This window comes from Stenotrophomonas sp. KH_029, assembly GCF_057839765.1.
Genome location: NZ_CM174498.1, coordinates 759,400 through 773,356 on the forward strand (window position 1 = coordinate 759,400; position 13,957 = coordinate 773,356).

Annotated in this window: 10 protein-coding genes and 1 riboswitch; of the genes, 5 read left to right on the forward strand and 5 right to left on the reverse strand. The window is 67.2% G+C overall.

Annotation, left to right across the window (positions count from 1 at the left end; genetic code table 11):
* Window positions 1-42: 42 nt before the first annotated feature.
* Window positions 43-654, forward strand: a complete 612-nt coding sequence (locus tag AC3ITM_RS03405) for an energy transducer TonB (protein WP_489268456.1) — start codon at window positions 43-45, stop codon at window positions 652-654.
* 25 nt (window positions 655-679) lie between these two features.
* On the opposite strand, the gene AC3ITM_RS03410 is transcribed toward AC3ITM_RS03405, so the two are convergent.
* The gene (locus AC3ITM_RS03410; RefSeq protein WP_489268458.1) at window positions 680-1,186 is read right to left on the reverse strand and encodes a hypothetical protein; all 507 of its coding nucleotides are present in this window, start codon (window positions 1,184-1,186) and stop codon (window positions 680-682) included.
* Window positions 1,183-1,656 carry a Cys-tRNA(Pro) deacylase gene (ybaK, locus tag AC3ITM_RS03415; RefSeq protein ID WP_489268460.1) on the reverse strand — a complete coding sequence of 158 codons (474 nt, stop codon included), beginning with the start codon at window positions 1,654-1,656 and terminating at the stop codon, window positions 1,183-1,185. Before ybaK ends, AC3ITM_RS03410 begins: the two co-directional genes overlap by 4 nt.
* 93 nt (window positions 1,657-1,749) lie before the next feature.
* Here ybaK and AC3ITM_RS03420 point away from each other — a divergent pair, with 93 nt between their 5' ends.
* Window positions 1,750-2,589 (forward strand): tetratricopeptide repeat-containing protein, encoded by an 840-nt coding sequence (locus AC3ITM_RS03420; RefSeq protein WP_489268462.1) that lies wholly within the window; start codon window positions 1,750-1,752, stop codon window positions 2,587-2,589.
* Window positions 2,590-3,091: 502 nt separating this feature from the next.
* Here AC3ITM_RS03420 and ahcY read toward each other — a convergent pair.
* Complete coding sequence (gene ahcY / locus AC3ITM_RS03425; RefSeq protein WP_489268463.1) at window positions 3,092-4,537, reverse strand: adenosylhomocysteinase; 1,446 nt, start codon at window positions 4,535-4,537, stop codon at window positions 3,092-3,094.
* Window positions 4,538-4,621: 84 nt separating this feature from the next.
* Window positions 4,622-4,708: riboswitch (S-adenosyl-L-homocysteine riboswitch) on the reverse strand.
* A gap of 125 nt (window positions 4,709-4,833) precedes the next feature.
* Here ahcY and AC3ITM_RS03430 point away from each other — a divergent pair.
* From AC3ITM_RS03430 to AC3ITM_RS03440, 3 genes are all read left to right on the forward strand, one after another.
* Window positions 4,834-7,362, forward strand: coding sequence for a S9 family peptidase (locus AC3ITM_RS03430; protein WP_489268465.1), 2,529 nt, complete (start codon window positions 4,834-4,836; stop codon window positions 7,360-7,362).
* Between the two features lie 196 nt (window positions 7,363-7,558).
* Window positions 7,559-10,270 (forward strand): phosphoenolpyruvate carboxylase, encoded by a 2,712-nt coding sequence (gene ppc, locus AC3ITM_RS03435; protein ID WP_489270017.1) that lies wholly within the window; start codon window positions 7,559-7,561, stop codon window positions 10,268-10,270.
* A 304-nt stretch (window positions 10,271-10,574) separates the two neighbouring features.
* Entirely contained in the window at window positions 10,575-12,665 is a 2,091-nt protein-coding gene (locus tag AC3ITM_RS03440; protein ID WP_489268466.1) for a poly(ethylene terephthalate) hydrolase family protein, read from the forward strand.
* A gap of 21 nt (window positions 12,666-12,686) precedes the next feature.
* On the opposite strand, the gene AC3ITM_RS03445 is transcribed toward AC3ITM_RS03440, so the two are convergent.
* Window positions 12,687-13,208, reverse strand: coding sequence for an acyl-CoA thioesterase (locus tag AC3ITM_RS03445; RefSeq protein ID WP_489268468.1), 522 nt, complete (start codon window positions 13,206-13,208; stop codon window positions 12,687-12,689).
* 37 nt (window positions 13,209-13,245) lie between these two features.
* Window positions 13,246-13,956, reverse strand: coding sequence for a hypothetical protein (locus AC3ITM_RS03450; protein ID WP_489268470.1), 711 nt, complete (start codon window positions 13,954-13,956; stop codon window positions 13,246-13,248).
* Between the last annotated feature and the right edge of the window lies 1 nt (window position 13,957).

The window sequence follows — 13,957 nt, forward strand, 5'->3', positions numbered from 1 at the left end:
CAGGGAGTGCATGCAATGCTCGAAAGAACCGCAACGATCACAATGAGCACGCTGCTGCTGGCGACGTGGGGGCTGCTGTCGCCGCGCCTCCACGCAGCCGAAGCGCCGCACCAGGGCGCATGCACGGCGCTGTCGATGCTGCGCGACCAGGGCGTCATTTCGCTGGAAACCCGTGCCCGGCAGGGGCGCTGCGAGGTCGACATCGAGGCTGCCAGCGGGCGCGCGCTGGTCCGGCAGCAGCGGGTGGTGGAGGCGATCGCCCAGGCCGTCTGTGCGGCACTGCCGGTGCTGACGCCCGATCCGCTGGGCGCCCCCAAGCTGAGCATGCGCATGCCGGCCGGATGTGCGGAACTGTCGGCGACGGCGTTGTTCGGCGCCGATGCGTCGGGCTGGATACCGCCGCGTTCGCTGGCGCCGCGCTACCCGCCTGCCGCAGTGGAGCAGGGCCTGCAGGGGCGCAGCTGGGTGGCGATGATCGTCGGCCGGGACGGCACCGTGGTGGCGGCGATACTGCGCCAGTCCAGCGGCCACCCGATACTCGACGATGCCGCGCTTGCCGATGTGCGCACCTGGCGCTTCACCCGCGCCGACCCGGCAGTAGTACCGCCGCGCTTCACCCTGGCCCAGGTACCGATGACCTACCTGCTCGACTAGCGCGCAGGGCACTGCATCGGCCGATTCACTGCGGCCGCGCGGTCCACTCCCACCACGGGGCGTGATACTCGCGGTCGGTGCAGCGCCACTCGCGCCCGCATGCGGTGCAGGCCCCATCCAGGGTGTCGCCCCAGCCACCCTCGGCAACGCCGGTTGCGATGGGCAGCAGATGGCCGCTGGCGACCTCGCGGCCGGGTTGGTAGTACATCCAGTACGGATACAGCTGGCACAGGCAGCCGCTCTGGTCGCACCAGTGGCGCAGCTTGCGCAGCACGAAGTCCAGTTCGTAGCGTTCACGGATCCACTTCGGGTCGGTGTTGTAGCGTGCCCGGGCGGCCTCCACATACGGCAACTGCAACGCCAGGTCATCCAGCAATGCCGCATCCCGGGTGAGGGCGATGGTGGCAGCTGCAGTGCCCAGCAGGCCATAGTCTGCACTGCCCAATGCCCGTAGCAGGGCGGTGCCGGGGCGGCCTTCCTGCAGCGGGGGCAGGGGTGTGCCAAACAGGCGGTCGAACAGGCTGCCGATCATCGCGTCTTGCCGATCGGTGCGTACGCGCCGCCGGTGAGCTGCAGCAGGTCGGCCGGTGCCAGCGCCACTTCCAGCCCGCGCCGCCCGGCACTCACGTGTACCGCCGGCAGCGCCTGTGCGCTGGCATCCAGGAAGGTGCGGTGCCGCTTCTTCTGTCCCAGCGGACTGATGCCGCCAACCAGATAGCCGGTGGCGCGCTGTGCCTGCTCCACGTCGGCCATCTCGCACTTCTTGCAGCCCGCGGCCTCGGCCAGCGCCTTCAGGTCCAGCGTGCCACTGACCGGCACGATCGCCACCAGCAGTTCGTGCTTCTCGGTGCTGGCCAGCAGGGTCTTGAACACCTGCGCCGGATCCAGCCCGAGCTGCTGCACCGCCTCGCTTCCGTAGGAGTCGGCAGCCGGATCGTGGTGGTAGGACAGCACGCGGTGGGCGATGCCGTGCTTGAGGAGCAGGTTGATGGCCGGGGTCATGGGCGTATCGTAACGCGGCGTATGCGTCCCGCCTTGACCGAAACTCCTGGTGGCACTGCGATAATCAGGGCGAGCCGAATCTGGAAGCCTGGTATGCGCGCACCCGATAGCCTTTACGACCTGACCGTGGAAAATGAAGTCGCTCCCGGTCCCTATCCACCACAGGGATTCGTGCCAATCACCGAAGCCGCACTGGGCAACGGCGATTGCTTTGGACTTTACTGGCCGCTGGGCAGAGAGGCAGAGCCACCGGTCGTCTGTGAGATGTTCCATGACGAATGGCGGATGGAGATGAGCCACTCTTCGCTTGATGTCTTCGCGCAGTGGCTGGAACGCAATGGCTGGGGGGACGATGAGGCCTGGGAGAATCGTGAGCATGATGCTGCCGATGCCAGTTCCCCGCTTACGATGGTCGAGCGGGCGTATGCAAATACTGTCGCTGGCAAGCCGGAGGAGGCCATTCCTTTGTTGGAGGCGGCCTGTCGGGCATTTCCGGATATGCAGAAGGGCTGGGCGTTGCTGGCAGGTCAGCTGTTGCGCGTCGGCGATCGGCTAGCCGCTACACGTGCGGCGCGATCGGCTCTGCTATCCAACTGGGCGTTTGGTGTTCCTGAGGCTGGCGTGTTGCGTATCCTGCAGTCGGCCGAGGACAAAGACGATCCAGTGGTCATAATGGCCAAGCAATTGCGCCTTGCCTTCGGGGGTGCCAAAACCAATCCGGATTATGCGCTGATGCAGGTATGCATCGACAATTGTTGGATGGCGGGCGACATGCTTGCGGCACTGAGGCTGTCGCAGAACCGCTGCTACGTGCTTGTTGGGGAGACTGTGTCGTTTCAGGAGCGCGAGCGTTTCGATCGTGTGCAATGGCAACGGGCTTTCGGTGAGCAGTGCCGGGTGGCACTGGGAGACGATCGGCAGAGCTTCGGGTAGAGCCGAACTCCGCTCGCCTCTGCCCTGCCAACCATCTACACGTCACTGTCGCGCATAGAAGGTCGGCGTGCCCGAGGGAGGCCTCGGCAACCTGATGCTGGAACGAGGGGCATCCGACCATGGGGCGGATCTATCCATGTTCTGTCGCGTCCGCGTACTTTCGGTCTCGTTTGGAGATGTCGGGCAGGCCTCAAGGCCCCACCTGCTTTACGTTCCCCAGACCGGCATCTTTCCAGAGGAGGGCGGGCAGCCCTATGCGGGACTGTCGAAAACATGGATGTTTTCGCCAAGCCCCCATGGAGGGGTTTACGCGCGTGTCCCGCATAGGGCTGCCCGTCCTCCTCCCGCCCGGAAGGTCGAGGTGCTGTTTTTTCGCCACAGATTCACATTGCTCAGTCTGCTGGCACCTCTCGTCGCGGGCCTGCCTCGAATAGGCGGGGAACAAAAAACGGGCGCCTTTCGGCGCCCGTCCTAGTTCAACGCAACAGGACCGGCAGGCCGATCAGTAGCGGTAATGCTCCGGCTTGAACGGGCCTTCCACCGGCACGCCGATGTAGTCGGCCTGGTCCTGGCTCAGGGTGGTCAGCTTCACGCCGATCTTTTCCAGGTGCAGACGCGCGACTTCCTCGTCCAGCTTCTTCGGCAGCAGGTAGACCTTCTTCTCGTAGCTGTCCTTGTTCGCCCACAGGTCGATCTGCGCCAGGGTCTGGTTGGCGAACGAGTTGGACATCACAAAGCTCGGGTGGCCGGTGGCGCAGCCCAGGTTGACCAGGCGGCCGTCGGCCAGCAGGAAGATTGCATTGCCGTTGTCGAAGATGTACTTGTCGACCTGCGGCTTGATGTTGATCTTCTGCACGCCCGACATCGCATTGAGCGCATCGACCTGGATCTCGTTGTCGAAGTGGCCGATGTTGCAGACGATGGCCTGGTCCTTCATCGCGCTCAGGTGTTCGATGCGGATGATGTCCTTGTTGCCGGTGGTGGTGACGTAGATGTCGCCACGGCCCAGGGTGGATTCCAGGGTGTTGACCTCGAAGCCTTCCATCGCCGCCTGCAGGGCGCAGATCGGGTCGATCTCGGTGACCACCACGCGCGCGCCGTAGGCACGCAGCGAGGCGGCGCAGCCCTTGCCCACGTCACCGTAGCCGCAGACCACGGCGACCTTGCCGGCCAGCATCACGCCCATCGCGCGCTTGAGGCCGTCGGCCAGCGACTCGCGGCAGCCGTACAGGTTGTCGAACTTGCTCTTGGTGACCGAGTCGTTGACGTTGATCGCCGGGATCAGCAGGGTGCCGGCCTGGGCCAGCTGGTACAGGCGGTGCACGCCGGTGGTGGTCTCTTCGGAGACGCCCTTCCAGTCCTTGACCACGCGTGCCCAGTAACCCGGGCGTTCCTTGGCCACGCGCTTGAGCAGGTTCTTGATCACCTGCTCTTCGTGCGAGGCGGCCTTCTCGTCGACCCAGGTGCTGCCGTTTTCGAGCTCATAGCCCTTGTGGATCAGCAGGGTGACATCGCCACCATCGTCCACCACCAGTTCCGGACCGGTCAGGGTGCCGTCGGCCAGGGTGAAGGTCAGCGCGTCCAGGGTGCAGTCCCAGTACTCTTCCAGCGTCTCGCCCTTCCAGGCGAACACCGGGGTGCCCGAGGCGGCGATCGCCGCAGCGGCGTGGTCCTGGGTCGAGAAGATGTTGCACGAGGCCCAGCGCACGTCGGCACCGATGTCCTTCAGGGTCTCGATCAGCACCGCGGTCTGGATGGTCATGTGCAGCGAGCCGGTCACGCGCACGCCCTTCAGCGGCAGCGTCTGGGCATGCTTGCGGCGGATCGACATCAGGCCCGGCATCTCGTGCTCGGCGATGTCCAGCTCCTTGCGGCCCCAATCGGCCAGGGAGATGTCGGCAATCTTGTAATCACCTTCGGTGGAGAAGGTCTTGGCAACAGCATTCATACGTAAGCTCCGGTAGTGACGAGTGTTACTCGTCAGGCAGCACACCCGGCAAACAGGCCCGCGCCCAACAAGAAAAAAACTCGCATTCGCCGGGCGCCGTTGGAACAATCCTGGCCACCGAGCCTGGCCGGCCGGACAGGGTCCGGAACGGTCGCAGCGCCCCTCGGTGGAGGGGCGGCCATTATATCGCGGCGCGTTGCATTGGCATGAATCGGCGTCTGCCCCAACCATCGGCAGGGGGGGATCCGGCGGCCGGCTGTTAAGGTCGGCCACTGGTACGCCATTTGGAATGCAAGATGACACGCAACGACCATCGTCGCGCCCCGCGCTGGGGCTGCCGGCTGATCGCGGGCATGGCCCTGCTCGCGGTCGCCCCGCTGGCACTGCCCGCCGCTGCCGGCACGCCCCAGGCCCCGCAGGTGGTCGCGGCCAAGGGCGGGCAGGGCTACCAGCTGCCGTCGGCGGCATTGCAGGCGGTGGTGGATGCCCCCCGCGCGCCAAGCCTGAGCCTGTCGCCGCGCCGCGACATCGCCGCGCTGACCCAGGCCCCGTCGTTGCCGTCGATCGCCGAGGTGGCCCAGCCGGAACTGAAGCTGGCCGGCCTGCGCATCAACCCGGCCACCCATTCGGCCAGTCGCTTCAGCTTCGCCGACACGCTGTGGCTGATGCGCATCGACGATGGCAAGGCGCGCCAGATCAGCGGGCTGCCGCAGCCCTTGTCGATCGCTACCCTGGCCTGGTCGCCGGACCAGCAGTACCTGGCCTTCAACCAGGTGCATGCCGCCAGTGGCAGCAACGAGCTGTGGGTCGTCGATGTGGCCGCCGGGTCGGCGCGCTGCCTGCTGGCCGATCTCAACACGGTGCTGGGCGATGGCTACAGCTGGTTGCCCGACAGCCGCGGCCTGCTGGTGATGCAGCAGCTCAAGGGCCAGGGCCCGGTCCCGGCTGCCGGTGGCGTCCCGACCGGGCCGGCGATCCAGCAGACCCAGGCCGATGCCGGGGTGCGCGCGATCCGCACCTACCAGGACCTGCTCGGCAACGAGGCCGATGCGCGCCTGTTCGATCATTACGCCAGCGCGCAGCCGGCCACGGTCGCGCTCAATGGCGTGACCACGCCACTGTCCACCGGCGGTATTTATTGGGACCTCAGTGTGTCGCCCGATGGCCGCCATCTGCTCAGCGAGCGGGTGCAGCGCCCGTATTCCTACCTGGTTCCGGCCAGCGCGTTTGCGCGCCGCATCGAAGTGCTGTCGGCCACCGACGGCAAGCTCGAGCACACCGTGGCCGAGCTGCCGCTGCAGGAAGGCCTGCCGACCGGCAACGATGCGGTGGCCACCGGCGTGCGCCGGATCGAATGGCGCGCCGATGCACCGGCAACGCTGGTCTGGGCCGAAGCGCAGGACGGTGGCGATCCCGCCCGCCAGGCCAAGGTGCGCGATGCGGTGCTGATGCAGGCCGCGCCGTTCGATACCCCGCCGGTCACCCTGGCCCAGCTGGGCAGCCGCTATGCGGGCATCCAGTGGGGCCGTGGCGACCTGGCCCTGCTCAACGAATCGTGGTGGAAGAGCCGGGTGGTCAAGCAGTGGCGGATCGCCCCGGACCAGCAGGACAAGGCGCCGGAGCTGCTGTCCGAGCGTTCTTCGCAGGACCGCTACAACGATCCGGGCCGGCCGGGCCTGGTGCGCGATGTCAACGGCCGCACGCGCCTGCAGATCACCGCCGACGGCCGCAGCATCTTCCTGTACGGCCAGGGCGCCTCACCGGAAGGCGACCGCCCGTTCGTGGACCGCCTGGACCTGGACAGCAGGCAGACCACCCGCCTGTTCCATTCCACCGCGCCGGTCTATGCCGTACCGCAGGCCCTGCTCGATGCCGAAGGCACCTCGCTGCTGCTGACCCGCGAATCGCCGGACGAACCGGCCAACGTCTATGTGCAGTCGCTGGCCGATGCCAGCCAGGCACCGAGGGCGCTGACCCACTTCCAGCACCCGCTGCCGCAGCTGCGTGGGGTGAGCAAGGAACTGATCCGCTACAAGCGCAACGATGGCATCGACCTGACCGCCACGCTGATGCTGCCGCCGGGCTACAGCGCGAAGAAGGACGGCCCGCTGCCGCTGCTGATGTGGGCCTACCCGGGCGAGTTCAAGACCGCCGCCGCGGCCAGCCAGGTCACCGATTCGCCATACCGCTTCAATGCGATCAGCGCCTGGGGGCCGCAGGCATTCCTGGCCAAGGGCTATGCGGTGCTGGTCAGCCCGTCGATGCCGATCATTGGCGAGGGCGACAAGGAACCCAACGACACCTATCTGCCGCAGCTGATCGCCAATGCCGAAGCGGCGGTGGACGAGGTGGTGCGCCGCGGTGTCACCGACCGCGACCACATCGCCATCGGCGGGCATTCCTATGGCGCCTTCATGACCGCCAACCTGCTGGCGCACACCCGCCTGTTCAAGGCCGGCATCGCCCGCAGCGGTGCCTACAACCGCACCCTGACCCCGTTCGGTTTCCAGGCCGAGGAGCGCAACTACTGGCAGGCGCAGGACGTGTACCAGAAGATGTCGCCGTTCAATTACGCCGACAGGATCAAGGATCCGATCCTGTTCATCCACGGCGTGGACGACAACAACTCCGGCACCTTCCCGATCCAGAGCGAGCGCATGTTCGCCGCGGTCAAGGGCCTGGGCGGTACCGCGCGGCTGGTGATGCTGCCCAACGAATCGCATGCCTACCGCGCGCGCGAATCGATCATGACCATGCTGGCCGAAAGCGAGCGTTGGCTGGAGCAGACCGTGGGCCCGGGGAAGGCGGTCAAGGCGAAGCGCTGAGGCGGCAGGTACCGGCCCATTGGCCGGTACCTGAAAATAACCGGTAGGTACCGGCCGTTGGCCGGTACGGGAAAATGACCGGCGCGTGGCGGCCAACGTCCGGCACTACCAGATGTAACTATTTGCGCGACGCAGCATTGACCCCGTTGTGGGTTAGGCTTGGGTGGATCCGGTTCCCGAGGCCAGTGCGTCGCAGATGAACGAGTACCGCAGCAGCATCGTCTTTGCCACTCCCGATATTCCCCTGCGTGACGATGTGCGCCGACTCGGCGCGCTGGTCGGCGACCTGCTTGCCGAGCAGGTCTCCACGCAGTTCCTCGAAGACGTGGAACAGGTGCGCACGCGCGCCATCGCCCGCCGCGAAAGTGACGCCCCGTTGTCCGATCTCAACGATGCACTGACCGGCCTGGCGCCCGAGCGTGCCGAAGCGATGGTGCGTGCGTTCAGCACCTATTTCCAGGTGGTCAACATCGCCGAACGCGTGCACCGCATCCGCCGCCGCCGCGACTACCAGCGCGCCGGCACCGCCGCGCCGCAGCCGGATGGGTTGCAGGATGCGCTGGTCAAGCTCAAGGCGCAGGGCGTGACCCTGGACGAGCTGGGCCAGTGGCTGCCGCGCATCGATATCGAGCCGGTGTTCACTGCCCATCCCACCGAAGCGGTGCGCCGGGCGCTGCTGGAAAAAGAGCAGTTGATGGTGGCCAGCCTGGTCGACAACCTCGACGGCCAGCGCACCCCCGGTGAAGCGGCGGCCGATGCCGCGCGCTTCCGCATGGCGTTGACCGCATCGTGGCAGACCACCGATTCCTCGCCGGTGCGGCCGAGCGTGGATGATGAGCGCGAGCACGTCGGCTTCTACCTGGTGCAGGTGCTGTACCGGGTGATTCCGGTGCTGTACGAGTCGCTGCAGCAGGCCCTGCTCGATACCTATGGCCAAAGCCTGCCGTTGCCGCGCTTGCTTCGCTTCGGCACCTGGGTGGGCGGGGACATGGACGGCAATCCGAACGTGGATGCCGGCACCATCCGCCACACCCTGGATGCGCAGCGCCAGGCGGTGCTGGGCCGCTACCAGAAAGACCTGCTGCAGCTGGCCAGCCTGCTCAGCCAGTCCACCGAACGGATCGCGGTCAGCGACGCGCTGCAGGCGCGCGTGGCGCAGTACCGGCAGTTGCTGCCGCAGGTGACCTCGCGCCCGCGCCACGCCGACATGCCCTACCGGCTGCTCAACGACCGCATGCGCGCGCGCGTGCAGGCCACGCTCGACGATGCCGACGGCGCCTATGCCTCGCCACAGGAACTCGAACACGACCTTGAACTGATCCTGGACAGCCTGCACGCCAACAAGGGCGAACATGCCGGCGGATTTGCGGTGCGCCGTCTGCTGTGGCGGGTGCGTACCTTCGGTTTCCATCTGGCGCGGTTGGACGTGCGCCAGGAATCGAGCGTGCACGGCCGCGCGCTGGCCAGCGTGCTGGATGGCCAGGACGCCTGGGACGCCGCCGATGCGGTCACCCGTGCCGCGCGCCTGGCACCTTTCGCCAGTGGCGGGCAGGCATTGCCGGCCAGCACCGAGGACGGTGGCACGCGCCTGGATGCAGTGTTCGCCGCCTTGGCCGATGCGTGGCGCCGCCATGGTGCCGACGCGCTGGGCAGTTACATCATCTCCATGGCGCACGACCGCAGCGATGTGCTGGCGGTGCTGGCGCTGGCCCGCCGTGGCGGCCTGGTCGATGCGGCCGGCGCGGTGCCGCTGGATATCGCGCCGCTGTTTGAAACCGTCGACGATCTCAAGCGCGGCACCGACACCCTGCGCGATCTGCTCGCCGACCCGGTATACCGCGCGCATCTGCGCGCCCGCGGCGATGTGCAGATGGTGATGCTGGGCTATTCGGACAGCGGCAAGGACGGCGGTATCGCCGCCTCGCGGTGGGGTCTGCAGCGGGCCCAGGTGGAACTGCTCGAGGTGGCCGAGGAGAACGCGATCGGCCTGACTTTCTTCCATGGCCGCGGTGGCTCGATCAGTCGTGGGGGTGGCAAGACCACCCACGCGGTGGATGCCTCGCCACGCGGCAGCATCGATGGCCGCCTGCGCGTTACCGAGCAGGGCGAGGTGATCCACCGCAAGTACGGCATCCGCGCGCTGGCGCTGCGCTCGCTGGAGCAGTCCACCGGCGCGGTGCTGCGCTCCAGCCTGCGCCCGCGCGCGCCGGAGCCGCGCGAGGAACAATGGCGGCCGGTCATGGACCTGGTGGCGCAGAAGAGCGCCGATGCCTATCGCGCCTTTGTCGGGCAGCAGGATTTCATGCAGTACTTCCGCCACGCCACCTCGATCGACGTGATCGAACGCATGACGCTGGGTTCGCGGCCGTCGCGGCGGCTGGGCGAGGATGCCGCACTGACCAACCTGCGCGCGATTCCCTGGGTGTTCGCCTGGAGCCAGGCGCGTGCGGTGATTCCCGGCTGGTATGGCGTGGGCAGTGGCCTGCAGGCCGCGATCGATGCCGGGCATACCGCCACGCTGCAGGAAATGGCGCGTGACTGGCCGTTCTTCAGCACCTTCCTGGACGATATCGCGATGGTGCTGTCCAAGGGCGACATCACCATCGCCGAACAGTTCTCGCAACTGTCCGGCGCGTTGCACACCCGGTTCTTCCCGCAGATCCAGCGCGAGCTGGAACTGACCGCCGGGCAGATCCTGGCCCTGACCGGACAGCACGAACTGCTTCAGCACGACCAGCGGCTGGCCTTGTCGATCCGCCTGCGCAACCCCTATGTGGACCCGATCAGCGTGCTGCAGGTGGATCTGTTGCGGCGTTGGCGCGAAAGCGGAGGCGAAGACGACGAGGTACTGCGTGCGCTGGTGGCCTGCGTCAATGGCGTCGCGCAGGGCGTGCAGAACACCGGCTAGGCGGCGTTCTGCGGTAGGTCACGACCGTTGGTCGTGACCGCCGGCACCTCGCCTTCGTCACCCGCCCGGGAGTGGCTGGATTACATCGCCGTGATGGTTTTTCCTACATCACAACGCGCTATCGACTTCCAACAACTGTGCGCCGCTGCAAAAAATGCAGTGCGTCGATGCACTAGCGTGAACCTACCGGCATCAAGCTGCATCTCCCGTTTCCGGCCATGCGTGGCAGCGGGGAGCGCGCGGTGATGCGGCATGTTCAATTCGCGCTGTCCGCAGTAGCGGACCCTGCATCGGAGCCCTGCCCATGGCTGTTCTTCCGCGTTGCCTCAACTCCTGCAATCGTGTGCCGCTGTCCTCTGCGTTGATCGCTGCAGGCTCGCTGCGTTGGCGTGTCTGGCGCAACCGTCTGCCTGCCACCGTGCTGCTCGTCGTTGGCCTGTTGGCAGGCAGCGCGCTTGCCCAGCCGGCGCCGGTGAACATCATCGGCTGGCAGGTCGAAGCACCATCAGCACGCGGTGTGGCGGTGGCATCGGATGCACCGGCGCAGCGCCAGCTGCGGGTGATGCTGGACCGGGCCTACCCGGTGATGGCACGGCTGAGCTGGATCGAGGTTGACGGCAAGCGGCTCGGGCCGGCGCGCGAAAGCGCGGACCTGCGCAGCCTCAGCGTCCCGCTGCCGGCCTCCATCCGGGTGGGGCCGGACAGCCGGATACGCCTCGCCGACTACACCGGGCAGGCACGCCAGGCCCCCGGCGGACAGGGCGGGTGGACGCCTCCCTTGCAGCAGGTGACCGACGCCGATCCGGCAGACAACGGCCCGCTGCAGGTCGATGTGCTCGATTACGCGCTGGGTGAGCAGGCCTTTGCCTTCCCGTTGCGCGGCAACCGGATCGCCCGGGGGGAAGTACGCGCACGCGTGTACCTGCCGCAGGACCTGGGCGGGCCGATGCCGCTGGTACTGTTCCTGCATGGCCGCCACCAGACCTGCCATTCCAGCGAGGGCCCCGGCCTGGCGTGGCCGTGCCCGGCCGACAGCGAGGTGGTGAACAGCCATCTGGGCTACGACGGCCCGGCGCATGCGCTGGCCAGCCAAGGGTATGTGGTGGTGTCGGTATCGGCCAATGGCATCAACGCGTTCGACAACGATGCCGAAGACTACGGCCGCTCGGCGCGCGCGGCCCTGCTGCGCCACCATCTGGACTACCTGCAGCGTGCCAATGCAGCGGCGACCGATGAACTGGGCGAGCGCCTGCGCGGGCGGTTGGACATGGAGCGCATCGGCATCATGGGACATTCGCGCGGTGGCGAGGGCGCGGTGGCCGCCGCAGTCGATGCGGCCGCCGGGGTCGGCCCGCACCGGCTCAAGGCCGTGTTCGCGCTGGCGCCCACCAGTTTTGCCGATGATGCGCGTGTCCCGCAGGCGGCACTGGCGGTGATGCTGCCGTACTGCGACGGCGACGTGTCCGATCTGCATGGCCAGCGTTACGTGGATGCTTCGCGGCATGCGCGTATCGGCAATGTCCCACAGACCACCCTGATCGCCCACGGCGCCAATCATAATTTCTACAATTCGGTGTGGACCCCCGGGACCGGCCCGGGTGCGTCCGACGATGCGCTGTACTTCGACCGTATGGGCTTGTGCCGGCAAGCCTCGCCGTACCGGCTGCCGGCAGCGGCGCAGTATCGTGCCGGTGCGGCCTACATCGCCGCGTTCTTCCGCCTGCATCTGGGGGATGAGCAGGCGCTTGCCACGCTGTTCGACGGGTCGGCCACCCGCGTGCCGGGCAAGGCGGTGGTGCAGAGCGTGGCAGCGGCACCGCCGCCGCGCCAGCTGGACCTGGCCAGCTTCCAACAGGACACCGCCGGCATCAGCCATCTGGGCTGGAATGCGCTGTACTGCGATGGCCAGGGATACCGGCCCGGGCCAACGCAGGCCTACTGTGCCGACGAACGCTGGGAAGGGACCGTACCGCACTGGACCGGGTTGGGCACCGGGCAGATGCTGCGGCTGAGCTGGAGCGGTGGCCGTGGCCAGACCCGGATCCTGCTGCCGGCAGGCGTCACCGACGTGTCCGGTTACAGCGTACTGGGCTTGCGTGCGATGCCCAGCGAGCGCCGGCACGGCCTGGCAGCGCCGGCACTGACGGTTGCATTGGTGGACCGGCAGGGGCGGCGGGCGAAAGTGCGTATTCCCAAGGGCGCCGATGCCCTGGGGCCGCTGCCGGGCGGCAGCCCGGCGCAGGTCAACTGGCTGCTGCGCAGCGTGCAGCTTCCGCTGAAGGCATTCGCCGGGGTGAATCTGGCCGAGATCGTGGCGGTTGAACTGACCCCTGCCACCGGCGCGGGCGAGGTGTTCCTGTCCGACCTGGCCCTGGTCAGCGCCGACAATCCTTGAGGCGCTGCCCGCTGTTGCCGGTCAGACCTGCTCGACCAGGTCGCCCGGCGAGGGTGGGCTGGAGGCCAGCAGCTCCCGCTGGCGCTGCTCCATCTCCTCGCGCAACTGGCGCCGGATCAGCGCGGCGGCATGGCGACGGCGCTCGTCGCTGGTCTCCAGCTGCAGCGGCGGCACCGGGGTCGGCTTGCCGTCTTCGTCCACTGCCACCATGGTGAAGAAACAGCTGTTGGCGTGGCGCACGCTGCGCTTGAGGATGTCCTCGGCCACCACCTTGACCCCGATTTCCATCGAGGAGGTGCCGGTGTAGTTGACCGAGGCCAGGAAGGTGACCAGCTCGCCCACCGCGATCGGCTGGCGGAACACTACCTGGTCCACCGACAGGGTGACCACGTAGCGGCCGGCATAGCGGCTGGCGCAGGCATAGGCGACCTGGTCGAGCAGGCGCAGGACCGCACCGCCGTGGACCTTGCCGGAAAAATTAGCCATCTCCGGCGACATCAGCACGGTCATGGTCAGCTGGTGGGATTTGATCTCGGTAGGCATGGCCGAAGTGTAGCCCCCACGACTGGAAAAGCGGCAACTACTGGGGGAGCAGGCGCGCCAGCAGGTCTGGCGAAGGGAAACCAAGGGTGAGATAGCGCGGCGGATGCAGGTGACGGGGATCGGGCTGCAGCAAGTGGCCAATCACCGGCATGGCCGTTTCCCAGCCGACAAACATGACGCGGGGGGCTTCGGCATCGGGAACCGCGAACCCGATCAGATCGGTCTGTGGAAGCGATGCGGCAGTCACGTCCGCCCAGCTGCAGATCGACATGCGTTCGCCATCCTTTTCCTTCACCAGGTAGGTGGCGACAAACACATCGTCGCCCTGCGCTTCATACACGCGTTGCAGCAACTTCTGCTGCATCTGGTAGGCATCCTGCCGGAATGCGTAGCGCAGGCGGGCCTGTCTGGAACGCAGTGCGTCCGACGCCGGCTCGACCGCCTGGATGCGGCCTTCATCGTCGTGGCGCAGCAGTTCCCAGGAGATCGCGCGCCCTGCCGCGACGGCATCCTCGGCGATGTCGAACATCCGGGCCTGGGCGTCCAGGTCCCGTTCCCCGGCGACCATGAACAGATCGCGCGTGGGCAGCATGAACACCGGTCGTCCGGTGACCGGAACCCGGTTCACTAGTTCCGGCAGCAGCGCGCGACTGCTGTCGTAGCTGTCCTGCCACACTGCCTGGAACAGGCCAGGCCCCAGTGGCTGGAAGGGCAACTGTTCAATGCCGCGCAGGTTGCCGCGTGCCATA

Coding starts and splice junctions, on each gene's coding strand:
- AC3ITM_RS03440 (WP_489268466.1), top strand. CDS start 10,575: ATGGCTGTTCTTCCGCGTTGCCTCAACTCCTGCAATCGTGTGCCGCTG.
- AC3ITM_RS03405 (WP_489268456.1), top strand. CDS start 43: ATGAGCACGCTGCTGCTGGCGACGTGGGGGCTGCTGTCGCCGCGCCTC.
- ybaK (WP_489268460.1), bottom strand. CDS start 1,656: ATGACCCCGGCCATCAACCTGCTCCTCAAGCACGGCATCGCCCACCGC.
- AC3ITM_RS03410 (WP_489268458.1), bottom strand. CDS start 1,186: ATGATCGGCAGCCTGTTCGACCGCCTGTTTGGCACACCCCTGCCCCCG.
- ppc (WP_489270017.1), top strand. CDS start 7,559: ATGAACGAGTACCGCAGCAGCATCGTCTTTGCCACTCCCGATATTCCC.
- AC3ITM_RS03450 (WP_489268470.1), bottom strand. CDS start 13,956: ATGGCACGCGGCAACCTGCGCGGCATTGAACAGTTGCCCTTCCAGCCA.
- AC3ITM_RS03430 (WP_489268465.1), top strand. CDS start 4,834: ATGACACGCAACGACCATCGTCGCGCCCCGCGCTGGGGCTGCCGGCTG.
- ahcY (WP_489268463.1), bottom strand. CDS start 4,537: ATGAATGCTGTTGCCAAGACCTTCTCCACCGAAGGTGATTACAAGATT.
- AC3ITM_RS03445 (WP_489268468.1), bottom strand. CDS start 13,208: ATGCCTACCGAGATCAAATCCCACCAGCTGACCATGACCGTGCTGATG.
- AC3ITM_RS03420 (WP_489268462.1), top strand. CDS start 1,750: ATGCGCGCACCCGATAGCCTTTACGACCTGACCGTGGAAAATGAAGTC.